Origin of the sequence: Pseudomonas sp. NFPP24, from assembly GCF_900112095.1 — a bacterium.
Taxonomy (GTDB): Bacteria; Pseudomonadota; Gammaproteobacteria; order Pseudomonadales; family Pseudomonadaceae; genus Aquipseudomonas; species Aquipseudomonas extremorientalis.
The window spans coordinates 424,312-446,424 of the sequence record NZ_FOKD01000001.1; the positions used below are offsets into that span (position 1 = coordinate 424,312).

The 22,113-nt window shown below is 61.5% G+C and carries 23 protein-coding genes, 1 other RNA gene and 1 pseudogene; 13 read left to right on the forward strand and 12 right to left on the reverse strand.

Annotation, left to right across the window (positions count from 1 at the left end):
- The first annotated feature begins 73 nt into the window (after positions 1-73).
- Positions 74-223: a hypothetical protein gene (locus tag BM026_RS29120; RefSeq protein ID WP_010207387.1), complete on the forward strand. Its 150-nt coding sequence runs from the start codon at positions 74-76 to the stop codon at positions 221-223.
- A 7-nt stretch (positions 224-230) separates the two neighbouring features.
- Here BM026_RS29120 and BM026_RS01915 read toward each other — a convergent pair whose 3' ends face one another.
- The 4 genes from BM026_RS01915 to BM026_RS01930 all read right to left on the reverse strand — a co-directional run bounded on the left by BM026_RS01915 (position 231) and on the right by BM026_RS01930 (position 1,649).
- The gene (locus BM026_RS01915; protein ID WP_093527200.1) at positions 231-860 is read right to left on the reverse strand and encodes a 5-formyltetrahydrofolate cyclo-ligase; all 630 of its coding nucleotides are present in this window, start codon (positions 858-860) and stop codon (positions 231-233) included.
- Positions 861-916: 56 nt separating this feature from the next.
- Positions 917-1,095: non-coding RNA, 6S RNA (ssrS, locus tag BM026_RS01920), on the reverse strand.
- A gap of 30 nt (positions 1,096-1,125) precedes the next feature.
- Positions 1,126-1,443, reverse strand: a complete 318-nt coding sequence (locus tag BM026_RS01925) for a cell division protein ZapA (RefSeq protein ID WP_058426457.1) — start codon at positions 1,441-1,443, stop codon at positions 1,126-1,128.
- Positions 1,440-1,649 (reverse strand): TIGR02449 family protein, encoded by a 210-nt coding sequence (locus BM026_RS01930; RefSeq protein ID WP_007982902.1) that lies wholly within the window; start codon positions 1,647-1,649, stop codon positions 1,440-1,442. The genes BM026_RS01925 and BM026_RS01930 overlap by 4 nt, the downstream gene beginning before the upstream one ends.
- Positions 1,650-1,787: 138 nt before the next feature.
- On the opposite strand from BM026_RS01930, the gene BM026_RS01935 reads away from it, so the two are divergent.
- From BM026_RS01935 to gcvH, 9 genes are all read left to right on the forward strand, one after another.
- On the forward strand, positions 1,788-2,345 hold the full coding sequence (locus BM026_RS01935) for a YecA/YgfB family protein (RefSeq protein ID WP_058426458.1): 558 nt from the start codon (positions 1,788-1,790) through the stop codon (positions 2,343-2,345).
- 20 nt (positions 2,346-2,365) lie between these two features.
- Positions 2,366-3,688: a Xaa-Pro aminopeptidase gene (gene pepP, locus BM026_RS01940; protein ID WP_071490452.1), complete on the forward strand. Its 1,323-nt coding sequence runs from the start codon at positions 2,366-2,368 to the stop codon at positions 3,686-3,688.
- Complete coding sequence (gene ubiH / locus BM026_RS01945) at positions 3,685-4,872, forward strand: 2-octaprenyl-6-methoxyphenyl hydroxylase (RefSeq protein ID WP_093120501.1); 1,188 nt, start codon at positions 3,685-3,687, stop codon at positions 4,870-4,872. The genes pepP and ubiH overlap by 4 nt, the downstream gene beginning before the upstream one ends.
- Positions 4,865-5,350: a DUF4442 domain-containing protein gene (locus BM026_RS01950; protein ID WP_092241773.1), complete on the forward strand. Its 486-nt coding sequence runs from the start codon at positions 4,865-4,867 to the stop codon at positions 5,348-5,350. Before ubiH ends, BM026_RS01950 begins: the two co-directional genes overlap by 8 nt.
- A gap of 9 nt (positions 5,351-5,359) precedes the next feature.
- Complete coding sequence (locus BM026_RS01955) at positions 5,360-6,583, forward strand: 2-octaprenyl-3-methyl-6-methoxy-1,4-benzoquinol hydroxylase (RefSeq protein ID WP_175507927.1); 1,224 nt, start codon at positions 5,360-5,362, stop codon at positions 6,581-6,583.
- A 154-nt stretch (positions 6,584-6,737) separates the two neighbouring features.
- Positions 6,738-7,742: an extracellular solute-binding protein gene (locus BM026_RS01960; protein WP_071490448.1), complete on the forward strand. Its 1,005-nt coding sequence runs from the start codon at positions 6,738-6,740 to the stop codon at positions 7,740-7,742.
- Between the two features lie 149 nt (positions 7,743-7,891).
- Complete coding sequence (locus BM026_RS01965) at positions 7,892-9,508, forward strand: ABC transporter permease (RefSeq protein WP_092241776.1); 1,617 nt, start codon at positions 7,892-7,894, stop codon at positions 9,506-9,508.
- Positions 9,509-9,664: 156 nt separating this feature from the next.
- Positions 9,665-10,747, forward strand: a complete 1,083-nt coding sequence (gene gcvT, locus BM026_RS01970; RefSeq protein ID WP_071490446.1) for a glycine cleavage system aminomethyltransferase GcvT — start codon at positions 9,665-9,667, stop codon at positions 10,745-10,747.
- Between the two features lie 53 nt (positions 10,748-10,800).
- Positions 10,801-11,184: a glycine cleavage system protein GcvH gene (gene gcvH, locus BM026_RS01975; protein ID WP_071490445.1), complete on the forward strand. Its 384-nt coding sequence runs from the start codon at positions 10,801-10,803 to the stop codon at positions 11,182-11,184.
- Positions 11,185-11,226: 42 nt separating this feature from the next.
- Here the strand turns inward: gcvH and BM026_RS01980 are convergent, their stop codons facing one another.
- The 6 genes from BM026_RS01980 to BM026_RS02005 form a co-directional block, all read right to left on the reverse strand.
- Positions 11,227-12,366: a DegT/DnrJ/EryC1/StrS family aminotransferase gene (locus BM026_RS01980; RefSeq protein ID WP_092241782.1), complete on the reverse strand. Its 1,140-nt coding sequence runs from the start codon at positions 12,364-12,366 to the stop codon at positions 11,227-11,229.
- Between the two features lie 174 nt (positions 12,367-12,540).
- Positions 12,541-12,855 carry a DUF2388 domain-containing protein gene (locus BM026_RS01985; RefSeq protein ID WP_003176799.1) on the reverse strand — a complete coding sequence of 105 codons (315 nt, stop codon included), beginning with the start codon at positions 12,853-12,855 and terminating at the stop codon, positions 12,541-12,543.
- Between the two features lie 69 nt (positions 12,856-12,924).
- The gene (locus BM026_RS01990) at positions 12,925-13,371 is read right to left on the reverse strand and encodes an NfeD family protein (RefSeq protein ID WP_071490443.1); all 447 of its coding nucleotides are present in this window, start codon (positions 13,369-13,371) and stop codon (positions 12,925-12,927) included.
- Between the two features lie 10 nt (positions 13,372-13,381).
- Positions 13,382-14,302: an SPFH domain-containing protein gene (locus BM026_RS01995; protein ID WP_010207363.1), complete on the reverse strand. Its 921-nt coding sequence runs from the start codon at positions 14,300-14,302 to the stop codon at positions 13,382-13,384.
- Positions 14,303-14,378: 76 nt separating this feature from the next.
- Positions 14,379-16,058: a GspE/PulE family protein gene (locus BM026_RS02000; protein ID WP_092241784.1), complete on the reverse strand. Its 1,680-nt coding sequence runs from the start codon at positions 16,056-16,058 to the stop codon at positions 14,379-14,381.
- A gap of 83 nt (positions 16,059-16,141) precedes the next feature.
- Entirely contained in the window at positions 16,142-16,480 is a 339-nt protein-coding gene (locus BM026_RS02005; protein ID WP_092241787.1) for a hypothetical protein, read from the reverse strand.
- Positions 16,481-16,607: 127 nt separating this feature from the next.
- Between BM026_RS02005 and BM026_RS02010 the strand changes: the two genes are divergently transcribed.
- Positions 16,608-17,078: an Lrp/AsnC family transcriptional regulator gene (locus BM026_RS02010; RefSeq protein WP_010207358.1), complete on the forward strand. Its 471-nt coding sequence runs from the start codon at positions 16,608-16,610 to the stop codon at positions 17,076-17,078.
- A gap of 19 nt (positions 17,079-17,097) precedes the next feature.
- Here BM026_RS02010 and BM026_RS02015 read toward each other — a convergent pair whose 3' ends face one another.
- Positions 17,098-18,465 carry a CYTH domain-containing protein gene (locus BM026_RS02015; RefSeq protein WP_092241790.1) on the reverse strand — a complete coding sequence of 456 codons (1,368 nt, stop codon included), beginning with the start codon at positions 18,463-18,465 and terminating at the stop codon, positions 17,098-17,100.
- Positions 18,466-18,623: 158 nt separating this feature from the next.
- Between BM026_RS02015 and argE the strand changes: the two genes are divergently transcribed.
- Together argE and argA are read left to right on the forward strand one after the other, a co-directional pair.
- Positions 18,624-19,772 (forward strand): acetylornithine deacetylase, encoded by a 1,149-nt coding sequence (argE, locus tag BM026_RS02020; RefSeq protein WP_071490438.1) that lies wholly within the window; start codon positions 18,624-18,626, stop codon positions 19,770-19,772.
- A gap of 135 nt (positions 19,773-19,907) precedes the next feature.
- Positions 19,908-21,209: an amino-acid N-acetyltransferase gene (gene argA, locus BM026_RS02025; RefSeq protein ID WP_071490437.1), complete on the forward strand. Its 1,302-nt coding sequence runs from the start codon at positions 19,908-19,910 to the stop codon at positions 21,207-21,209.
- 32 nt (positions 21,210-21,241) lie between these two features.
- Here the strand turns inward: argA and BM026_RS02030 are convergent.
- Positions 21,242-21,845 (reverse strand): annotated as a pseudogene (locus BM026_RS02030) (ABC transporter substrate-binding protein).
- Positions 21,846-22,113: the final 268 nt, after the last annotated feature.

The following is a 22,113-nucleotide window of genomic DNA, read 5'->3' on the forward strand; positions in this document are numbered from 1 at the left end:
TTGACGCAGCTGCAACGGACTACTTTGGAACGTTGTTGTCATCGTGTACGAGATGCCTGAAGGGGGGCAATCGATGCAACGTAAACCGGATTTACTATGGATTTTGGTGATTTTGTTTGGTCTGGGCGTCGTGACCACCGGGTATGCCCAAAGCTTGTGGTCGAACAAGACCGATGCGCCCGTTGAACTGGCTCAGCAGCAGCCGCAACCGTTCAAGCGCTGACCCTTCTTCAAGGCGCCGCTGACTCCAGTGGCGTCTTCGCAATATACCAATGCTTATCGGTGACGGTGCCCGCCAACGGCACATCCCAGCTTGCCTGTGCCAATCGACCGACCTTCTGACATTCATGGGCCAGGCCCAGCAGTGTTGGCTTGCGCCAGCTCCGGCGGCGCGCCAGATAAGCCAGGCTGCGGTCGTAGAACCCGCCACCCATGCCCAGGCGTCCGCCGACATCATCGAACCCCACCAACGGCAGCAGCACCAGGTCCAGCGCCCAGATGTTGCGTTGGCGGCTGATATTCCCCCGTGGTTCCAGGATGCGAAAGCGATTGGGCAGCAGCTTTTCCCCAGGTCTCACCCGTTGAAACACCATCTTGGTGCGGGGCCAGGCGCTGAGTACCGGCAGGTAGGTGGCTTTGCCCCGGCGCTGTGCTGCACGCAGCAGCAAGCGCGGATCGATTTCACCGTCCGTCGGTAGATACAAAGAAATATGCTTGGCCCGGCGAAACAGCGGATGCTGTGCCAGTTGCCGATACAGGCCCTGGGCGGCCTTGCGCTGCTCGCTCGGCGTGAGGGCGCGGCGGGCTTTGCGCAACATGCGTCGAAGTTGCGGACGGGAAAGCGGCGCAGGTTCGGTCATGGTTTCGGCTCATAAAACAATGCCAGTCCGGAGACTGGCATTGAGTTTGGGAATTCAGGCTCCCCGACAGAGCCGCTGTCGACTTAGCCCTTGAACCCGAAAGTTCAAGGTGGAAGATGCAGTAGGCTTTAAGGCTTTCCGTCTAGCGGACATGCACACCAGCCCAACGTGCAACTTCCAGGGTAGTGCGAATCGGCTCAGGGACATCGCCGACTGGCAAACACGCCAGGGAGTGGGGCGAGTATACCTTAAACCGTCGCGGCAATCAGCCCTTGGGTGCTTCCGGGTCGCTGGAAAGCACCAGATCGACACGTTCCAGCAAGTCACGCACCTGCTCACGCGTCGAGCCGCTGGCCTGCACGTCAGGGCGTTCCTGCTTATGCAGCAGATCGTGGGTAATGTTCAGGGCGGCCATCACGGCGATGCGGTCAGCGCCGATGACTTTGCCGCTGCTGCGGATTTCACGCATCTTGCCATCCAGGTAGCGGGCGGCGCTCACCAGGTTGTTGCGCTCTTCCTGGGGGCAGATGATCGAATATTCTTTGTCGAGGATCTGCACGGTGACGCTATTGCTTGAACTCATGAGTCTTGCTCCAGGGCCTTCAGGCGCGAAATCATCGATTCGACCTTACGCCGGGCGATTTCGTTTTTTTCAATGAGGTGAGCGCGTTCCTCGCGCCAGGTCTTTTCCTGAGCTAATAGGAGTCCGTTTTGACTCTTAAGTTGCTCGACCCGAGTAATTAGCAATTCGAGTCTGGCCATCAGCGCTTGCAGGTCGGTGTCTTCCATTGGGTTCCACTGGATTTGTCTGATGAATGGCAACTGCAGGATAAACGATCTGACGCCCTTGATAGTCTTGGTACGTCTGCCGGTGCTAGGATACAGCGCTCCATTCTAGACATTGCGCCGTCTGGCGCCTAGCTCACCATGCCTATTCAGAACTCCCCGTACGATGCTTTCTCCAAACTGCTGAGCGCCAGCGGCCACCCCTGCTCACCAGCCGAACTGCACGGCGTGTTGCTGGGCCGTAGCTGTACCGGCGTCGGCTTTGATGCCGACAACTGGCTGGCCGACGTGGCCGAGCTGCTGGAAACCGAACCGACCGACAACGTGCGCAACGCGCTGATCGGCCTGCAAGAGATGGTCAAGGGCGAGCTGACCGGTGATGACGTCACCGTGGTCCTGCTGCTGCCGACCGACGACGCGCCGCTTACCGAGCGTGCCGCCGCACTGGGCCAATGGTGCCAGGGCTTCCTCCACGGCTTCGGCGTGAACGCCGGCGGCCTGGAACTGAGCACCGACGCCAAGGAAGTGCTGCAGGACCTGGCAGCCATCTCCCAGGTGCAAGACGCCCTGGAAGAGTCCGAAGACGGTGAGGGCGACTACATGGAAGTGATGGAATACCTGCGCGTCGCGCCGCTGCTGCTGTTCACCGAGACCAAAAAATCGGCTGAGCCGGCTGCACCCAAGCCGTCGCTGCACTAAGAAAGGAAACCCATCTGCCCATGATCCATATCCCGAAAGCGGAATACACCCGGCGCCGCAAGGCGCTCATGGCGCAGATGGAACCCAACAGCATCGCGATCCTGCCGGCCGCCGCCGTGGCGATCCGCAACCGTGATGTCGAGCACGTCTACCGCCAGGACAGCGACTTCCAGTACCTGAGCGGCTTCCCCGAGCCGGAAGCGGTGATCGTGCTGATGCCCGGTCGCCAGCACGGCGAGTACGTGCTGTTCTGCCGCGAACGCAACGCCGAACGCGAACTGTGGGACGGCCTGCGCGCCGGCACCGAAGGCGCAATCCGTGACTTTGGCGCCGACGATGCCTTCCCCATCACCGATATCGACGACATCCTGCCCGGCCTCATCGAAGGCCGCGACCGGGTGTACTCGGCCATGGGCAGCAATGCGGAGTTCGACCGGCACCTGATGGAATGGATCAACGTGATCCGCTCCAAAGCCCACCTGGGCGCCCAGCCACCGAACGAATTCGTTGCGCTGGATCATCTGTTGCACGACATGCGCCTGTATAAATCGGCGGCGGAAGTGAAAGTGATGCGCGAGGCGGCGCGAATCTCCTGCGCGGCCCACGTGAAGGCGATGCAGGCCAGCCGGGCCGGGCTGTATGAGTTCAGCCTGGAAGCCGAGCTTGATTACGAGTTTCGCAAGGGCGGCGCAAAAATGCCGGCCTATGGCTCCATCGTCGCTGCCGGGCGCAACAGCTGCATCCTGCATTACCAGCAGAATGACGCGGTGCTCAAGGACGGCGACCTGGTGCTGATCGACGCCGGTTGCGAGATCGACTGCTATGCCAGCGACATCACCCGCACCTGGCCGGTCAATGGCAAGTTCTCGCCGGAACAAAAGGCGATCTACGAGATTGTGCTGGCCTCCCAGGAAGCGGCCTTCGCCGAGATCGCCCCGGACAAGCATTGGAACCAGGCCCATGAGGCGACCGTGCACGTCATCACCGCCGGGTTGGTCAAGCTGGGATTGTTGCAGGGTGACGTCGACGAACTGATCGCCAGCGAAGCCTATAAGGCGTTTTACATGCACCGCGCCGGCCATTGGCTGGGCATGGATGTACATGATGTGGGCGAATACAAAGTGGGCGGTGAATGGCGTGTGCTGGAAGTCGGCATGGCGTTGACCGTGGAGCCGGGGATCTACATTTCGCCGGACAACCAGAACGTGGCAAAGAAATGGCGTGGCATTGGCGTACGCATCGAGGACGACGTGGTAGTGACCAAGCAAGGCTGTGAAATCCTGACCGGCGGTGTGCCCAAGACCGTCGCCGACATCGAAGCGCTGATGGCGGCTGCCCGATGAGCCGGGTTAACCTGGCGATCATCGGCGGCGGCCTGGTGGGTGCCAGCCTGGCACTGGCGTTGCAGGCCGGGGCCAGGGCCCGTGGCTGGAAGATCGTGCTGATCGAACCCTTCGCGCCGGGCGACAGCTACCAGCCGAGCTACGATGCACGTTCGTCGGCGCTGTCCTTCGGCGCCCGGCAGATCTATCAGCGCCTGGGCCTGTGGCAGGACATTTCCCGCCGCGCCGAGCCGATCAAGCAGATCCATGTGTCCGACCGTGGGCGTTTCTCCACTGCACGTCTGTCCGCGATGGAGGAGGGCGTGCCGGCCCTCGGCTACGTGGTGGAAAACGCCTGGCTGGGCCAATGCCTGTGGCAAGGCCTGGACAAAGACGTGGTCAGCTGGCGTTGCCCGGCCGAGGTCACACGCATGGAGCCGCTGCCCGATGGCTACCGCCTGACCCTCAATGATGAAACCGTGCTGGAGTGTGATCTTGCCGTACTGGCCGACGGCGGCCGCTCCGGCCTGCGCGAGCAATTGGGCATTGGCGTGAAAACCCGCCCGTACAATCAGAGCGCGCTGATCGCCAACATCACCCCCAGCGAAGCCCACAACGGCGAGGCGTTCGAGCGCTTCACCGATGAAGGCCCGATGGCCTTGCTGCCGCTGCCAGACAACCGCTGCGCGCTGGTCTGGACCCGCATCGGCATGGATGCGCAGCGCCTGGCCAGTCTCGATGAGCGCAGTTTCCTGAGTGAATTGCAGGGTGTGTTCGGCTATCGCCTGGGCACCCTCAAGCAGGTCGGTGCCCGCCACCTGTATCCGCTGACGCTGGTGGAAGCCGAGGAGCAGGTGCGTTCGCACCTGGCGATCCTTGGCAATGCCGCCCACAGCCTGCACCCGATTGCCGGGCAAGGCTTCAACCTGTCCCTGCGTGACGCGAATGCCCTGGCCGAGGCCTTGCTGGCCGGGCCGCAGGTGCCGGGTGATTTAGCCACCTTGCAGGGCTATCGCGAGCGCCAGCGCCTGGACCAGAGCCTGACCGTGGGCTTCTCCGACCAGGTCACCCGCCTGTTTGCCAGCGCCCAACCGTTGGTCGCGGTGGGGCGCAACCTGGGTTTGCTGGGCCTGGACCTGTTGCCGCCGGCCAAGCGCTGGTTCGCCCGGCAGGCCATGGGCCTGGGCACGCGCCCCGATGCGTAAGTGGTTGATCGCGCGTCTGGGCAAGGCGCGGTTGTTGCGTTGGATCATGACCCTGTACCCGCCGTATCTGGGCGCGGGGGTCAGCGTGCAGCACATGAGCGCCGATTTTCGTCACGTCAAAGTGCGCATGGGCCTGGGCTGGTACAACCGCAACTATGTCGGCACGCAATTCGGCGGCAGCCTGTACTCGATGGTTGACCCGTTCTACATGTTGATGCTGATGGAGAACCTGGGCCGCGACTACATCGTGTGGGACAAGGCTGCGAGTATCGATTTCATTTCGCCCGGCAAAGGTCCGGTGTATGCCGAATTCTCCATCGACGAGACCTTGCTGGACGAGATCCGTCGACACACCGAAGGTGGCGAGAAGTACCTGCCCCACCTCGAGGTGCAGATTCATGACGGCTCCGGCACCCTGGTGGCGCGGGTCGACAAAACCCTTTACGTGCGGCGCAAGCCGCCAGTGAGACAGGCTTAAAGCATGGATATGCGCGCAGATGTGCTGATTGTCGGGGCCGGAATGGTCGGAAGCGCCCTGGCGCTGGCATTGCAGGGCAGCGGCCTGCAGGTGCTGCTGCTCGACGGCAGCCCGCTGAGCGTCAAGCCGTTCGACCGTGACGCGGCGTTTGAACCCCGCGTGAGCGCCTTGTCGGCTGCCAGCCAACGCATCCTCGAACGCCTGGGCGTGTGGGACGGCATCCTGTCGCGCCGCGCCAGCCCTTATGGCGAGATGCAGGTGTGGGACGGCAGCGGCACCGGGCAGATCCACTTCTCGGCGGCCAGCGTACATGCCGAGGTGCTCGGGCATATCGTCGAGAACCGCGTGGTGCAGGATGCCTTGCTCGACCGTCTGCACGACTGCGACCTGGGCCTGCTGGCCAATGCGCGCCTGGAACAGATGCGCCGCTCCGGCGATGACTGGCTGCTGACCCTGGCCGACGGGCGCAAATTGCGCGCGCCGCTGGTGGTGGCCGCCGATGGTGCCAACTCCGCCGTACGCCGCCTGACCGGCACTGCCACCCGCGAATGGGATTATCTGCATAACGCCATCGTTACCAGCGTGCGCAGCAGCCAGCCGCATCAGCGTACGGCGTGGCAACGCTTTACCGATACCGGCCCGCTGGCATTTTTGCCGCTGGTGCGGGATGGGCATGAGGATTGGTGTTCGATCGTCTGGTCAACCACGCCGGCCGAGTCCGAGCGCTTGATGGCGCTGGATGATGAACGTTTCTGCCGTGAACTGGAACGCGCCTTTGAAGGGCGCCTTGGTGCGGTGCTGAGCGCCGACCCGCGCGTGTGCGTCCCGTTGCGTCAGCGCCACGCCAAACGCTACGTGGCCGAAGGCCTGGCATTGATCGGCGACGCAGCCCACGTCATCCACCCATTGGCGGGGCAGGGCGTGAACCTGGGCTTCCTTGATGCGGCGACATTGGCTGAAGTCTTGTTGGCGGCGACCGAGCGCGGCGAGCGCCTGGCGGACGTGAAGGTGCTGAGCCGATACGAGCGTCGACGCATGCCGCATAACCTGGCGCTGATGGCGGCGATGGAGGGCTTTGAGCGGTTGTTCCAGGCCGATCAACTACCGCTGCGCTGGCTGCGCAACGCCGGGCTGAAGATGGTCGACCAGATGCCCGAGGCCAAGGCCGTGTTCGTACGCCAGGCTCTCGGCCTGACTGGCGATCTCCCGGACCTTGCCAAACCCTGGTATTGAAATGCGACCCCTTGTGGGTGGGGGCTTGCCCCCGATGAGGCCATCAGCCTACAAGCAATATCCGTCATGCAACATCTGGTAACGCCTCCACCGAGCGCTACCAAATGTGAGTCCTTATCATTTGCCCTCTTTTTGCAAATGAGAGACCGCACCCATGTTGGCACCCAAACGCCTCCTGACTGCCCTGGCACTCACCCTGATCGGCAGCACCACCGTGCAGGCCGCCGACGAAGTGGTGGTCTACTCCTCGCGTATCGATGAGCTGATCAAGCCGGTCTTCGACGCCTACACCCAAAAAACCGGCGTGCAGGTCAAGTTCATCACCGACAAGGAAGCGCCGCTGATGCAGCGCATCAAGGCCGAGGGCGCAAACGCAACCGCCGACCTGTTGCTCACCGTCGATGCCGGCAACCTCTGGCAGGCCGAGCAGATGGGTATCCTGCAACCGTTCACCTCTCCGGTGATCGACAAGAACATTCCCCTGCAATATCGCTCGTCAAAACACACCTGGACCGGCTTGAGCCTGCGCGCACGCACCATCGCCTATTCCACCGACCGGGTAAAACCGGGTGACCTCACCACCTACGAAGCCCTGGCCGACAAACAATGGGAAGGCCGCCTGTGCCTGCGTACGGCGAAAAAGGTCTACAACCAGTCGCTGACCGCCACCCTGATCGAAACCCACGGCGCGGCCAAGACCGAAGAGATCGTCAAGGGTTGGGTCAACAACCTGTCCACCGACGTGTTCTCCGATGACATCGCCGTGCTCGAAGCCATCAACGCCGGGCAGTGCGACGTGGGTATCGTCAACACCTACTACTACGGCCGCCTGCACAAGCAGAAGCCGGACCTGGCCGTGAAGCTGTTCTGGCCGAACCAGGGTGACCGTGGCGTGCACGTGAACCTGTCGGGTATCGGCCTGACCCAGCACGCGCCGCATCCGGAAGCCGCCAAGGCGCTGGTGGAGTGGATGACCACGCCTGAGGCGCAGAAGATCTTTGCCGACGTGAACCAGGAGTTCCCGGCCAACCCGGCGGTGCCGCCGTCAGCCGAAGTGGCGACGTGGGGCAAGTTCGTCGCGGATACCTTGCCGGTGGAAGTCGCGGGCAAGCGCCAGGCTGAGGCTATTCGGTTGATGGATCGCGCCGGCTGGAACTGACACACTACGGGTCAAAATGTGGGAGGGGGCTTGTCCCCGATAGCGGGATATATCAGTTCACTCATCATGGACAGATCCACCGCCATCGGGCGCAAGCCCCCTCCCACATTGGATTGAGTTGAATTTAAGACATTCATTGAGAGCTGACTTTGGCCCACCCCGCCCAACGCCGCTGGTACCTGCCGGTCTTTACCGTCGCCGCCCTGGTGCTGTTGCCGCTGAGCGTGCTGTTGCTGTCCTGGCAAAGTATCGATGCACAGGTCTGGTCGCACCTGTGGGAAACCCAGATGCCGCGCCTGCTGGGCAACACGCTCATCCTGGTGCTGGGCGTCGGCATTGGCGTGACCCTATTGGGCGTCAGCCTGGCCTGGCTGACCAGCCTCTGCGAATTCCCCGGACGACGCTGGCTCGATTGGGCACTGATGTTGCCGTTCGCCATTCCTGCCTATGTGCTGGCCTTTGTATTTGTCGGCCTGCTGGACTTCTCCGGCCCCGTGCAAACCCTGTTGCGTGAATGGTTCGGCACCGGGCTGCGCCTGCCACGGGTGCGCTCCACCGGCGGTGTGATCATCGTTCTGGTCCTGGTGTTCTATCCCTATGTTTATCTATTGGCGCGCACCGCATTCCTGGCCCAGGGCAAAGGCCTGATGGAGGCCGCGCGGGTGCTCGGGCAATCGCCATGGCGAGCGTTCTGGCACGTGGCTCTGCCCATGGCGCGCCCGGCGATTGGGGCTGGAGTCGCCTTGGCGTTGATGGAAACCCTGGCGGATTTCGGCGCGGTCTCGGTGTTCAACTTCGATACGTTCACCACCGCCATCTACAAGACGTGGTACGGCTTCTTCAGTCTTTCCAGCGCCGCCCAACTGGCCAGCCTGTTGCTGCTGGTGGTGATGCTGGTGCTGTACGGCGAGCGGCGCGCCCGCGGCGCCAGCCGGCCGGGCAATGAGCGGCCACGGGGCAAGGCGTTGTACCACCTGCGCGGGGTCAAGGCGGCCGCAGCCAGCAGTTGGTGCGGGTTGGTGTTCGCCTGCGCGTTTGTCATCCCGATGCTGCAACTGGTGGCCTGGTTCTGGCAGCGCGGCCGCTTCGATCTGGATGAGCGCTATTCGGGCCTGATCCTCCATACGCTTTACCTGGGCGGCATCGCGGCCTTGATCACGGTCAGCGTGGCGCTGGTACTGGCGTTCGCCAACCGCCTGGCGCCGACACGGGCGATCCGTTCCGGTATCAGCCTGGCCAACGTCGGCTATGCCTTGCCGGGCTCGGTGCTGGCGGTATCGATCATGTTGGCGTTCAGCTATCTGGACCGTGAACTGGTGGTGCCGCTGTCCGGCTGGCTCGGCGGGGCGGGCAAGCCGTTGTTGCTGGGCAGCCTGTCGGCGTTGGTGCTGGCGTATCTGGTGCGTTTCCTGGCGGTGGCCTATGGGCCGTTGGAAAACAGCCTGGCGCGTATACGTCCGTCCCTGCCGGAAGCTGCACGCAGTCTTGGCGTCAGTGGTCCACGACTGTTTTGCAAAGTGTATCTCCCGTTGCTGTTGCCGGGGACGTTGAGCGCAGCACTCCTGGTGTTTGTCGATGTGCTCAAGGAAATGCCTGCCACCTTGCTGATGCGCCCGTTCGGCTGGGACACGCTGGCGGTGCGGATCTTTGAAATGACCAGCGAAGGCGAGTGGGCACGGGCCTCTTTGCCGGCGTTGACCCTGGTGCTGGTGGGCCTGTTGCCCGTGATCGGGCTCATCCGACGCTCTGCACGGCAAATCGGTTAGGTGCCAGTCCTACGGCTTGCGGCTACAATGCGCGGCATTCGGTGCGCTTCGTCTTTTGGAGCGGGTCGCTGGACGTGGCTGCAGGCCTTGTGAATCAAGGTGTTCAGCGCGGACAGTAGCTCCGCGCACCTTCGCCAAGCCCGGAAGGAGAAACCCATGGGACAGCGTACGCCTCTGTATGACCTGCATCTCGCCCTCGGCGCGAAAATGGTCGATTTTGGCGGTTGGGATATGCCTCTGCACTACGGCTCGCAAGTTGAGGAGCACCATCAGGTGCGACGCGACTGCGGGGTGTTCGATGTATCTCATATGACCGTGATCGATGTCAGCGGCCCCCAGGCCAAGGAGTGGCTGCAGCACCTGCTGGCCAATGATGTCGAACGCCTGCACGACTGCGGCCGTGCGTTGTACAGCGCCATGCTCAACGAGCAGGGCGGCGTGGTGGACGACATGATTGTCTACCGAACCGAGGCCGCCTATCGGCTGGTGGTCAACGCCGCCACCCGCGACCAGGATATGGCCTGGATGCACGCGCAACTGGGCGACTATCAGGTGCAACTGCATGAGCGCGCCGAGTTGGCGATGCTGGCCATCCAAGGCCCCCACGCCCGGCAGAAGATCGCTGAGCTGGTCACTCAATCGCGCAGCACCCTGATTCACCAGCTCAAGCCCTTCGAAGGCCGCGCCGATGGTGACTGGTTTATCGCACGTACCGGGTACACCGGCGAAGACGGCCTGGAAATTGTCCTGCCTGCCGATCAGGCACCGGGCTTTTTCAATGACCTGGTGGGCGCTGGTATTTCACCCATCGGCCTCGGCGCCCGCGATACCTTGCGCCTGGAAGCGGGCATGAACCTGTACGGCCAGGACATCCACCAGGAGGTTTCGCCCCTGGCGTCGAATATGGCCTGGAGCATCGCCTGGGAACCGGCCGAGCGTAATTTCATTGGCCGCACCGCACTGGAAGCGGAAAAAGCAGCTGGTGTGCAGTTCAAACTGGTCGGGCTGGTGCTGGAAGAACGCGGGGTTTTGCGTGCTCACCAGGTGGTTCGTATCGCCAATATTGGCGAAGGGGAGATCACCAGTGGTAGTTTCTCTCCTACGCTGAGCAAATCCATTGCGCTGGCGCGTGTACCGACGGCAACCGCTGATCGGGCCGAAGTGGAAATCCGCGGCAAGTGGTACCCGGTTCGAGTGGTCAAACCGACCTTCGTGCGCCATGGCAAAACCTTGATCTAACCTATTTCCGGCAGGCCGAAGGCCGCTGACATTACTTCTTGAGGACACAGACTATGAGCGATATCCCTGCCGACCTGCGTTTTGCCGAAAGCCACGAATGGGCACGCCTGGAAGCTGACGGCACCGTGACCGTCGGTATTTCCGACCATGCCCAGGAAGCGTTGGGTGATGTGGTGTTTGTTGAGTTGGCCGAAGTGGGCGCTCAGTTTGACGCGACTGGCCAGGCGGGTGTGGTTGAGTCGGTCAAGGCCGCCTCGGATATCTACGCCCCGGTTGCAGGCGAAGTGATTGCCGTCAACGAAGAACTGAGTGGTAGCCCGGAGCTGCTGAACTCTGATCCCTACGGCGCTTGGATCTTCAAGCTCAAGCCAAGCAACCCGGCTGATCTGGACAAATTGCTGGATGCTGCCGGCTACAAAGCCGCCATCGGCGAGTGATCCTGTTGCGGGAGCCGGTCAAACGGCTCCCGCAATGTGTTTTCAGGGCTGTAGAACCGCCTTCACGGCTGCCACCGACCGCTCCACATCCGCCTCTGTCATCGCCGTAAACATGGGCAACGACACGATCAAACGTCCCACTCTCTCCGCCACCGGGAACATGCCTTCCTTGAACCCCTGTGCCCGATAAAGGCTCAGCAGGTGGATCGGCGGGTAGTGATAGCCAATGCCGACGCCATGAGCCTGCATCTGCTCCATGAAGGTGGCGCGGGCTGGCAGACCGTCTTGACGTTCCGGCAGCACCAGTTGAAACAGGTGCCAGTTGCTGTTCTCGAAGTCTGCCGGCGGCAGTTGTGCGCCGTACTGCTCTTCAAAGTCACTGCCAAAGCATTTGAAGTAGTGCCGCGCCAGGTTCTGGCGGTGAGCAGTGATCTGCTCGATATGGGCAAATTGCCCCAGGCCAATGGCGGCGGCGATGTCGGTCATGTTGAACTTGCCGCCCAATACATCCACGTCGAGGCCGTCGAAGCCGGTGCGGGTAACGCCCTGCAGGCGGTATTTTTCCGCCAGCCGTGCCTCTTCGGCGTTGTTCAACACCAGGCAGCCGCCCTCGGAAGAGGTGATGTTCTTGTTGGCCTGGAAACTGAACGACACAAAATCCCCGGTGGCGCCAATACGCTCGCCATCCCAGCTGGAACCCAGCGCCTGCGCCGCATCTTCGATAATGCGCAGGTTGTACTTGTTCGCCAGTGCATACAGCATCGGCATATCCAGGGGCAGGCCGGCCAGGTAGACCGGGATGATCGCCTTGGTGCGCGGGGTAATCGCCGCTTCCACCTGGGACAGGTCGATATTGCGGGTCACCGGGTCAATATCGGCAAACACCGGCGTAGCGCCCACTTCCAGGATCACGTTGGCCGTGGCCACCCAAGAGATTGGCGTGGTGATGACCTCATCGCCCGGACCGATGCCGGCAATGCGCAAGGCAATCTCCATGGTGCAGGTGCCCGAATTGAAGGTGCGCACCGGCCGACCGCCAAGGTACTCCGACAACTGCGCCTCGAAGGCCTGGACCTTCGGCCCGCTGGTGATCCAGCCCGAGCGCAGTACATCGCCGACCGCTGCAATGGTGGCTTCATCAATGGTGGGTTTGGAAAACGGCAGGAAGGGCAGTTGGCTCATGACGACGAAGGCATCCGTTTCAGGTTGGCGATGAGTAAGCGAGGTATCAGTACCGGCATGGTTGCACGGGTTGACTGAATATAGCCTGTCGCCCGTGAATGAATTGTCATGCGCGGGGAAAAACGTGGACAAAAAAATGCCGCTTCAACAGCGGCATTTTTCAGAGCGATGGAATCACTCGGTGACAGCATTTTTCGCAAGGATGGCGTTGGCCAACTCCATGTCCGTGGCCTGCAGACCAGGGTTGTCAGCGCGAACTTTCTGCATTGCTGCTTCCAGGTATGGACCACGGATGCCGCCGTCGCTGGCAACGAAGCTGCCTGCGTCGTCTTGTGCAGCGACCACCAGCTTGTGGTCCTTGAAGGTCAGGTACGTCGAGCCGGTAGTGGCGCCGGACGAGATGACATTGCGCCAGAAACTGTCGGCCATGGCTGATCCGACAGGGAGGGAAAGCACAGCAAGGGTTGCGACAGCATATTTGAGACGCATGATGGGTGACTCCGGGTGGGTTATCTGTACTTTATGATTGTAGTTAGCCCAATCGAGTTCCATCACTGACTAAACAGTTTCAACCCTTAACACCACGCCTTCCTGGCCAACCACCCGTACTTGAGCGCCTACGGGGCTGTCCGGGCCGGTCACCATCCACACGCCATCACCGACTTTCACCTTGCCCCGGCCATCCACAATCGCCTGGTGCACCACGAAGGTGCGGCCGATCAGCTCGGAGCCGCGTTCGTTGAGCCCCGGCTGGTCGCTGGCCTTGGCGCTGCTGCGCTGACGTTTCCACCAGTACACCGCCGTCATTATCGACAACACGGCAAACAGCAGGAGTTGCCATTCCAGCCCCAGGGGTGGCACCAGAAACTTGATCACGCCCACGGCCGCCGCGGCGATACCCATCCACAACAGGTAACCGCCAGCGCCGAATACCTCAAGAATCAGCAGTACCGTGCCCAGTGCCAGCCAATCCCAGAACGACAGATGCTGCAGGAAATCCCACATGGCGCTGGCCTCAGCCTTTCTTGTTGTCGAACGTTGCCTTGACGATCTCGCCGATACCGCCAACTGCGCCGATCACCTGGCTGGCTTCCAGCGGCATCAGGATGACCTTGCTGTTGTTGGCCGAAGCCAGCTTGCCCAGGGCGTCGATGTATTTCTGTGCGACGAAGTAATTGACCGCCTGCACGTTGCCCGACGCGATTGCTTCCGATACCACCTGTGTGGCGCGGGCTTCGGCTTCGGCCTGACGCTCACGGGCTTCGGATTCAAGGAACGCCGCCTGGCGGCTACCTTCGGCCTCGAGAATCTGTGCCTGCTTCTTGCCTTCGGCCGTCAGGATCGCCGAGGCGCGCAGGCCCTCGGCTTCGAGGATCTGCGCACGCTTGATCCGTTCGGCTTTCATCTGGCCCGACATCGCGGCCATCAGGTCGGCGGGCGGGCTGATGTCCTTGATCTCGATACGGGTGATCTTGATCCCCCATGGCGCGGTGGCTTCGTCCACGGTCTTCAGCAGTTTTTCGTTGATGCCGTCACGCTGGCTGAGCATGGCATCCAGTTCCATGGAGCCGAGCACGGTACGGATGTTGGTTTGCAGCAGGTTGCGGATGGCGTGTTCGAGGTTGTTCACCTCGTAGGCGGCCTGGGCGGTGTTGACCACCTGGAAAAAGCACACGGCGTCGATCTGCACGGTGGCGTTGTCGGCGGTGATGACTTCCTGGGGCGGGATATCCAGTACGCTTTCCATCACGTTGATCTTGCGACCGATGCGGTCCATGACCGGGATGATGATGTTCAAGCCAGGCTTGAGGGTATTGGTGTAACGGCCGAAACGCTCGACCGTCCATTGGTAGCCCTGGGGGACCACCTTGAAGCCCATGAACAGGATGGCGATGGCCAGCCCCACGAAAAGAAGCAGTACGGTTCCGATCTGCATAGCGATTCCCTATCTGATGGTGTCAGTGAAACGACGTTGGGCGATTGTAACGGTGTTGTCACCGATAAGAACGGTTTCACTGCTTAACAAACAAAGGATTTGTTACCGAATCCCCGGGAGTCACCCGCAAGACTTCCGCCATCGTGGTGAGCCCCGCCGCGACCTTCCGCATGCCGGCCATACGCAAGCTGCGCATGCCGTGAGTCACTGCTGCCTGGCGCAGGGCCTGCACATCGGCCCCAGGCGTGATCAAAGTCCTGAGCGCTTCGTTCAAAACCATGATTTCGTAAACGCCGGCCCGCCCCTGATAACCGCTGTGTCGACATTCGACGCAACCGACCGCTTCATGGGCGTCACCCAACGCACGCTTGCAGTGGGGGCACAGAACCCGCACCAAACGCTGCGCCATTACGCCGAGCAAGGTGGCTTTGATCAAATAATGCGCAATGCCCAGCTCCTGCAGGCGGCTGATGGCGCTGGGCGCATCGTTGGTATGCAGGGTCGACAGCACCAGGTGCCCGGTCAATGCAGCCTGGATCGCCATTTCGGCGGTCTCCTGGTCGCGGATCTCGCCGATCATGATGATGTCCGGGTCCTGGCGGAGCAGGGCGCGGATGCCGCTGGCGAAGGTCAGGTCGATATTGTGCTGAACCTGCATCTGGTTGAACGCCGGCTCGACCATCTCGATCGGGTCTTCCACCGTGCACAGGTTGACTTCCCGCGTGGCCAATTGCTTGAGCGTGGTGTAGAGGGTGCTGGTCTTGCCTGAACCGGTAGGGCCGGTGACCAGGATGATGCCGTTGGTCTGGCTCGTCATGGCTTGCCAGCGTTGCTGGTCCTCAACCGATAAACCAAGCTGGTCAAAGCCCTTGAGCAGCACCTGTGGGTCGAAGATCCGCATCACCAGCTTTTCGCCAAATGCCGTGGGCAAGGTGGACAGGCGCAGCTCCACTTCTGCTCCGGTCGGGCTTTTGGTCTTGACCCTGCCGTCCTGGGGCCTGCGCTTTTCCGCCACGTTCATGCGGCCCAGGCTTTTGAGGCGGCTGACGACTGCCATCGTGACCTGGGGCGGGAACTGATAGACGTCGTGCAACAACCCGTCGATGCGAAAGCGCACACGGCCCTGTTCACGGCACGGTTCAATGTGGATATCGCTGGCACGCTGGCCGAAAGCGTACTGCAACAGCCAGTCGACGATGTTGACGATATGCGCGTCGTTGGCATCCGGCTCCTGGTCGCTGGCGCCGAGGTTGAGCAGTTCGTTGTTGCCCGGTGCCGCAACTTTTTGATCGGCGCCGCTGACGGACTTCGCCAGCCGGTAGAACTCGCCGATACAGCGCGTTATGTCATGGGGGTTGGCAACCACACGCTTGATCGAGCGCTTGAGCACCTGCGCCAGCCCGGCTTCCCAACTGGTGACGTGGGGCTGGGCGCTGGCGACGGTGACCGTCTGCGCGTCCACCGCCACTGCAAGGATGGCGTGGCGTTGGGCGAACGCATGGGACATCAGCGGCACGACCGTCGCCACATCGATCTTCAACGGATCGATGCGCAGGTACGGTTGCCCGGCATGTTGGGCCAGCCATTCGGTCAGGGTTTCCAGACTGGGGCCAAGGGCTGCGATGCTTTCCAGGGGATGCAAGGTGTTGCTGGCCGGCAGCGCCGACAACTGCTGTGCAACTTCCGGGGTGATCACTCGCCCTTCGAGCAAAGCCGGCAGCAGCTGACGCAGTTCCAATCGTTGATCAACCGGCATGGAGATTTTCCTGAGGGCAGTGTGCGTAAATCCCAGGCTAGCCAGCCCCTGAATATCTTCCTCCCGGCGTGTATTGCAGGGTCTTACTGAGCAACCGCCATCACTGCCTGAGGCGCCACGGAATCAGCCGACCACACGTCCAGTGTGCACACGCTGATCAGGTTTCGAATCTTTTCACCGATCACCTGGGCGCGGTGCCAGCTCAGGCCGTCCATCACGATGGCGATGTTCAACAGGTCTTCTTCGCGGTTGACTGTAACCTGCTGTGGCGTGAGGAATTGCAGAGCGAAATAGTTGAGTACCCGGCACACAACGTCGGGCTCCGCCTCGGCGACGATGTGGTAATGGGCCTGGCAATGGGCGCTGTTGACGGCCCACGCATCGACGCGGGTGGCGGGGTGGTTGGTTTCGACGGCATGCATGGGAAAGCTCCGGATTCGACTGGAGAAATTTTTACATTCGCGACGGGAGATTTCTTATCTAAGATGGGCCTTATTTGTCGAAAATCGAATCAATCAATTCAGAATAAGTGCGATGGAGGGTATTTATATGCACAGCGAGTTGGACGCCTACGACCGCCGTATCCTGGCCCTGTTGCAAGAAGACGCTTCTCTCTCCAGCGCGCAGATCGCCGAACAGGTCGGCCTGTCCCAGTCGCCTTGCTGGCGACGTATCCAACGGCTCAAGGAAGAGGGCGTGATTCGTGGCCAGGTGACCTTGCTGGATCGCAAGAAGATCGGCCTCAACACGCAGATATTCGCCGAGGTGAAACTCAACGCCCACGGCCGCTCCAACTTCACCGAGTTCACCGATGCGATTCGCGGGTTCCCGGAAGTGCTGGAGTGTTATGTGCTGATGGGGGCGGTGGACTTTCTGCTGCGTATCGTCACCTCGGACATCGAGGCGTATGAGCGGTTTTTCTTCGAGAAACTGTCGATGGTGCCGGGGATTCAGGAGGTTAATTCGATTGTGGCTTTATCCGAGATCAAGTCCACCACCAGCCTGCCAGTATTGCGCTGACAGGCTGGTGATAGCGTCCTTACAGACGCAGCAGAGTCTTCCACGCCCGGTTCTGATACACCGCAATCGCCTGATGCATCCGCGCATCCAGCGACTCATCGGTAATCGGCTGGTTGGCCAGTTGCACCAGCTTGTTCAGCTCGCCGTACAGACGGTCCAGTTCCGGAATGTCGACCACCTGGCGCGCATGGTGCAGCCAGGCCTGGATGCGTTCGATACGCGGCAGTTGCTCGGCCAGGTCTTCCGGCTGTTGCTGGTAGCGCGGCAGTTGCAGGGCGACAGCGTCGTCGGCCAGCAGGCGCGGCAGCCAGTTGGTGATTTGCGCGGCGCCCTGGCGGTTGCCACGCACGGTGCGGTCGGCGGTCCAGCTGCGGGCGAGCAGCCAGCGTGAAGCGTTCAGTGAGAACAGGCCCCAGCGCACGTCGTCCAGTTCTTCGGCGAACTGTTCCGGTGCGGCTTTGCGGATGTCCTCGTCGTCATCACCGGCCTGTACCAGTGGACGCCAGTCTTCCAGCAGGGCATCGAGCGCGCTGCGCAGTTCGCTGGTGGACTGACGCGGTGCCGCCTGGCCAAGGCTGCCGACCAGGGCCCGCAGTTCGCCGAGGTTGTCGACCCAGTCTTGCAGCAGGCGCCAGTGGCCATTGAAACGGTATTGCTCGGCCAGGCGTTGGCTGCTGCCCAGCAGGTGCCACATGATCGCAGCGAAGGCATCGTCCAGCGGCATTTCAGCGTGGATCTGCGGCGCCGGCAGGCTCAGGGAGTAGCTGCTGGCGTCGTACAAGCGGTAGCCGCGCTCGGCCTTGCTGATATCGCACGGCATCAACGCCAGGGTCGCGGCCAGCTCGGCGGCCAACTCCAGCAGGGCGGCCGGTTCGCCTTCGCGCAGTTCCAGTTCCAGCTCGCAGATTTCTTCTTTCTGCTTGCCGACCACCACGTGGCCCAGATCCAGGGCGGCTTCGATCACCACCTTGGCCTTGCCGCGACCCCAGGCGATTTCGGCGCGCTCACGCACGAAGTCGGTGGTGAAGATCGGCTTGAGAGTCTTTTTGTCCAGCTCGGCCAGTTGCTCGGGCCAGCATTCGCCGTCGAGCTTCTTCACGTCGAGCTTGGCTTTAGGCAGTTCCCAGTTGTATTCGTTACGTTCCGACAAGCCGGCGACGCTCTGGCCGCGGGTCTTGAGGGTCTGGATGATGTCGTCACCGTCCTTGCGCAGGCGCAGGGCGACTTTGGCCTGGGCCAGGTCGCGCTCGGGGGTGTCGAAGTACTGGTTCATCAACTCACGGCGTTCCCAGCCACTTTTGTTGCGTTTTTTCAGGAGCGGGTGCTCACGCAGCGCGGCGAGGGTCTCGCGGCTGACGCGGAGCTTGATTTCAGTTTCTTTTTGCATGGCCGGAACATCCAGGATCGGGAGCGCAGCCGGGGAAATGAGTGGCTGCCAAGGTCGTGCAGTGTACAGGACTGAGCCCGGCAACGCGCCGCAACGGTTTATTGTGTCGTGCAGATGGCTCTATAGTGAGGCTCATCCGGGAAGTCGAGAGGCCGAGCATGCCGTTACCGTCCATGAAAGAGCAGTTTGCCGCGTTGATTGCCGCGCCATCCGTGAGCTGCACCCAGGCGTCTCTCGACCAGACCAACCGCCCGGTGATCGACTTGCTCGCCGCTTGGCTGGGGGATCTGGGTTTCGCCATCGACATCCAGCCAGTCAGCCCCGGCAAGTTCAACCTGTTGGCCAGTTACGGCAGTGGGCCCGGAGGCCTGGTGCTGGCGGGTCATAGCGATACCGTCCCTTATGACGCAGCGCTGTGGAAGACCGACCCGCTCAAGCTGACGGAAGTTGACGGCCGTTGGGTAGGATTGGGCAGCTGCGACATGAAGGGCTTTTTCGCGCTGGCCATCGAAGCGGTGTTGCCGCTGCTGGATCAGCCGTTCAAACAGCCGCTGCTGATTCTCGCCACCTGTGATGAAGAAAGCTCCATGTCCGGTGCTCGCGCACTGGCCGAAGCGGGCCGCCCGCTGGGTCGCGCAGCGGTGATCGGCGAGCCGACCGGCCTCAAGCCGATCCGCCTGCACAAAGGCGTGATGATGGAACGCATCGATATTCTTGGCCAAAGCGGCCACTCGTCGGACCCGAGCCTGGGCCACAGCGCGCTTGAAGCCATGCACGACGCCATCGGCGAACTGCGCGGCCTGCGCCTGGCCTGGCAGCGCGAGTACCGCAACCCTCAGTTCAGCGTGCCGCAACCGACCATGAACTTCGGTTGCATCCACGGCGGCGACAACCCCAACCGCATCTGCGGCCAGTGTTCCCTGGAGTTCGACCTGCGCCCACTGCCGGGCATGGACCCCCAGGTGCTGCGCGATGCGATCCGCCAGAAGCTCCAGCCGGTGGCCGAGCGCCATCAGGTCAAGATTGACTATGCGCCCCTGTTCCCCGAAGTACCCCCGTTCGAGCAACCGGAAGATGCCGAACTGGTACGGGTGGCGGAACGATTGACCGGCCATCGTGCCGAAGCAGTAGCGTTCGGCACCGAAGCGCCTTATCTTCAGCGCCTTGGTTGTGAAACCCTGGTGCTCGGCCCCGGCGACATCGCCTGCGCACACCAGCCGGGCGAATACCTCGAAATGTCACGCTTGACGCCTACAGTGCGTCTATTGCGGGAACTGATCGAACATTACTGCCTGAAACCTGCATAAATTAACCCCTGCCTGTTCGTACATAGAAGGAGAGTGAGCGTGTCGCCAAGCCTGTTCCGACGATAACCATCAGCCCGCCGTGCGCTTTCACGATTCATCCTTTTTCGGCTGCTTTTTATTACAGGCCCAGGTTCTATGCCCGACTACGTTAACTGGCTTCGCCATGCGTCCCCCTACATCAATGCCCACCGCGACTGTACCTTTGTGGTCATGCTGCCTGGCGATGGTGTGGAACATCCCAACTTCGGCAATATCGTCCACGACCTGGTGCTGCTGCACAGCCTGGGTGTGCGATTGGTGCTGGTCCACGGTTCGCGCCCACAGATCGAAGCGCGCCTTGAAGCGCGGGGCCTGACCCCGGCTTACCACGAAGGCTTGCGCATCACCGATGCCGCAACCCTGGAGTGCGTGATCGACGCGGTCGGCCATCTGCGTATCGCCATCGAAGCGCGCCTGTCGATGGACATGGCCTCGTCACCGATGCAGGGCTCGCGCCTGCGCGTTGCCAGCGGCAACCTGGTGACGGCACGTCCGATCGGTGTACTCGAAGGCGTGGACTACCATCACACTGGCGAAGTGCGCCGCGTCGACCGCAAGGGTATCAATCGCTTGCTGGATGAGCGCTCCATCGTGTTGCTGTCGCCGCTGGGGTATTCGCCCACCGGTGAGATCTTCAACCTGGCCTGCGAAGACGTCGCGACCCGCGCCGCCATCGACCTGGGCGCCGACAAACTGCTGCTGTTTGGCGCCGATATGGGCTTGATCGATGAGAACGGCCGCCTGGTACGCGAGCTGCGCCCGCAACAGGTGCCGGCTCACCTGCAGCGCCTGGGTAAAACCAACTATCAGGCCGAATTGCTCGATGCCGCCGCCGAAGCGTGCCGGGGTGGAGTAGGGCGCAGCCATATTGTCAGCTATGCCGAAGACGGCGCCTTGCTCACCGAGCTGTTTACCCGGGACGGCGGCGGTACGCTGGTGGCCCAGGAGCAATTCGAGCAGGTGCGCGAAGCGGCGATTGAGGATGTCGGCGGTTTGCTCGACCTGATCAGCCCGCTGGAAGAGCAGGGCATCCTGGTACGCCGTTCGCGGGAAGTGCTGGAACGTGAGATCGAGCAGTTCAGCGTGGTGGAGCGCGAAGGCATGATCATCGCCTGTGCAGCGCTGTATCAGATCGCCGATTCGGACGCGGGAGAGCTGGCTTGCCTGGCAGTGAACCCGGAATATCGCCATGGCGCTCGTGGCGATGTGTTGCTGGAGCGCATCCAAGCCCGTGCCCGGGCGCAGGGGTTGAAGACCTTGTTTGTCCTCACCACCCGCACCGCGCACTGGTTCCGTGAGCGGGGGTTTGTGCCGAGCAGTGTCGACCGCCTGCCGTCGGCGCGGGCGTCGCTGTACAACTATCAGCGTAATTCGAAGATCTTCGAGAAGGCCCTGTAACCCACACCCTGTAGGAGCCGGTTAACCGGCTCCTACAGGGTGCAGGGCTTGACGAATTTGTCGGTCACGAAGGCCGAGTCATCCGGCAGCACTACCTCGACCTTTCCCTGTTACTCCAAGAGCTGCGCCGTCTCCCCGATCGCCTTCGCCGTGCCGCCTTTTGGCAGCGCATCGGTTTGTTGTGCCTGGGCATCCGGGAATGTCGTGCCGGCTAGCAGCTCATGAATGTCTGCGGCGTCGGTGCCTGTCATTTTCGCGATTTTCTGCAGCGGTTTCGAATCTACTAATGAGAGGTTGAGACAAACGGCGTCGCGATGGTTTTACCGAACAAATCCTTGGGTGCGTCAATGTGGCTGTCCGTACGCGCCACCGATGCTTCAGAAGTATTGATCTGGGCCGATACGATGAACGCGACGATGGATAGATTCCGTGATGCCGCTGCGGCAGCGGCGCTGGAACCGAGGTTGCCGATTTGCACGTCGCCCGAGGCGATGGCGGTTACGACTTCCGGCCCACTGTTGAATGGCGCCAGGCAATTTTCTAGCCGATGGGCAAATCGGCCGCTTTGACACCAAAAGAAACTATTAGTGACACAAAAACTGTAACAAATTGACGGGAGGATATGCGTTTGGCCATGATGGCGTCGCCTTTTTGATCGTGGGTGACGTATGCAACCTTACGGCCACACTAATCGATCTAAAAAAGTGCTAACAAATACCCTTTAGGAATTAGCTTGTGAAGCGGTTCGTCTACGCTGACGGGTTCGCGTCATGCAAAGGCTTATTCCCGAATCGTATGAAAAAGAATGAAATAATTCTTTTTGGGTGTATGAAAAACTCATTACCCTGCAGGGACCAAATCAACTGCGATTAGACGAAGGTAGTAGACACACAAGGTTACGATT

Excerpts from the sequence above, each read along its gene's own strand:
- BM026_RS29120 (WP_010207387.1), top strand. The coding sequence starts at position 74 with ATGCAACGTAAACCGGATTTACTATGGATTTTGGTGATTTTGTTTGGT.
- BM026_RS01915 (WP_093527200.1), bottom strand. The coding sequence starts at position 860 with ATGACCGAACCTGCGCCGCTTTCCCGTCCGCAACTTCGACGCATGTTG.
- BM026_RS01925 (WP_058426457.1), bottom strand. The coding sequence starts at position 1,443 with ATGAGTTCAAGCAATAGCGTCACCGTGCAGATCCTCGACAAAGAATAT.
- BM026_RS01930 (WP_007982902.1), bottom strand. The coding sequence starts at position 1,649 with ATGGAAGACACCGACCTGCAAGCGCTGATGGCCAGACTCGAATTGCTA.
- BM026_RS01935 (WP_058426458.1), top strand. The coding sequence starts at position 1,788 with ATGCCTATTCAGAACTCCCCGTACGATGCTTTCTCCAAACTGCTGAGC.
- pepP (WP_071490452.1), top strand. The coding sequence starts at position 2,366 with ATGATCCATATCCCGAAAGCGGAATACACCCGGCGCCGCAAGGCGCTC.
- ubiH (WP_093120501.1), top strand. The coding sequence starts at position 3,685 with ATGAGCCGGGTTAACCTGGCGATCATCGGCGGCGGCCTGGTGGGTGCC.
- BM026_RS01950 (WP_092241773.1), top strand. The coding sequence starts at position 4,865 with ATGCGTAAGTGGTTGATCGCGCGTCTGGGCAAGGCGCGGTTGTTGCGT.
- BM026_RS01955 (WP_175507927.1), top strand. The coding sequence starts at position 5,360 with ATGCGCGCAGATGTGCTGATTGTCGGGGCCGGAATGGTCGGAAGCGCC.
- BM026_RS01960 (WP_071490448.1), top strand. The coding sequence starts at position 6,738 with ATGTTGGCACCCAAACGCCTCCTGACTGCCCTGGCACTCACCCTGATC.
- gcvT (WP_071490446.1), top strand. The coding sequence starts at position 9,665 with ATGGGACAGCGTACGCCTCTGTATGACCTGCATCTCGCCCTCGGCGCG.
- gcvH (WP_071490445.1), top strand. The coding sequence starts at position 10,801 with ATGAGCGATATCCCTGCCGACCTGCGTTTTGCCGAAAGCCACGAATGG.
- BM026_RS01980 (WP_092241782.1), bottom strand. The coding sequence starts at position 12,366 with ATGAGCCAACTGCCCTTCCTGCCGTTTTCCAAACCCACCATTGATGAA.
- BM026_RS01985 (WP_003176799.1), bottom strand. The coding sequence starts at position 12,855 with ATGCGTCTCAAATATGCTGTCGCAACCCTTGCTGTGCTTTCCCTCCCT.
- BM026_RS01990 (WP_071490443.1), bottom strand. The coding sequence starts at position 13,371 with ATGTGGGATTTCCTGCAGCATCTGTCGTTCTGGGATTGGCTGGCACTG.
- BM026_RS01995 (WP_010207363.1), bottom strand. The coding sequence starts at position 14,302 with ATGCAGATCGGAACCGTACTGCTTCTTTTCGTGGGGCTGGCCATCGCC.
- BM026_RS02000 (WP_092241784.1), bottom strand. The coding sequence starts at position 16,058 with ATGCCGGTTGATCAACGATTGGAACTGCGTCAGCTGCTGCCGGCTTTG.
- BM026_RS02005 (WP_092241787.1), bottom strand. The coding sequence starts at position 16,480 with ATGCATGCCGTCGAAACCAACCACCCCGCCACCCGCGTCGATGCGTGG.
- BM026_RS02010 (WP_010207358.1), top strand. The coding sequence starts at position 16,608 with ATGCACAGCGAGTTGGACGCCTACGACCGCCGTATCCTGGCCCTGTTG.
- BM026_RS02015 (WP_092241790.1), bottom strand. The coding sequence starts at position 18,465 with ATGCAAAAAGAAACTGAAATCAAGCTCCGCGTCAGCCGCGAGACCCTC.
- argE (WP_071490438.1), top strand. The coding sequence starts at position 18,624 with ATGCCGTTACCGTCCATGAAAGAGCAGTTTGCCGCGTTGATTGCCGCG.
- argA (WP_071490437.1), top strand. The coding sequence starts at position 19,908 with ATGCCCGACTACGTTAACTGGCTTCGCCATGCGTCCCCCTACATCAAT.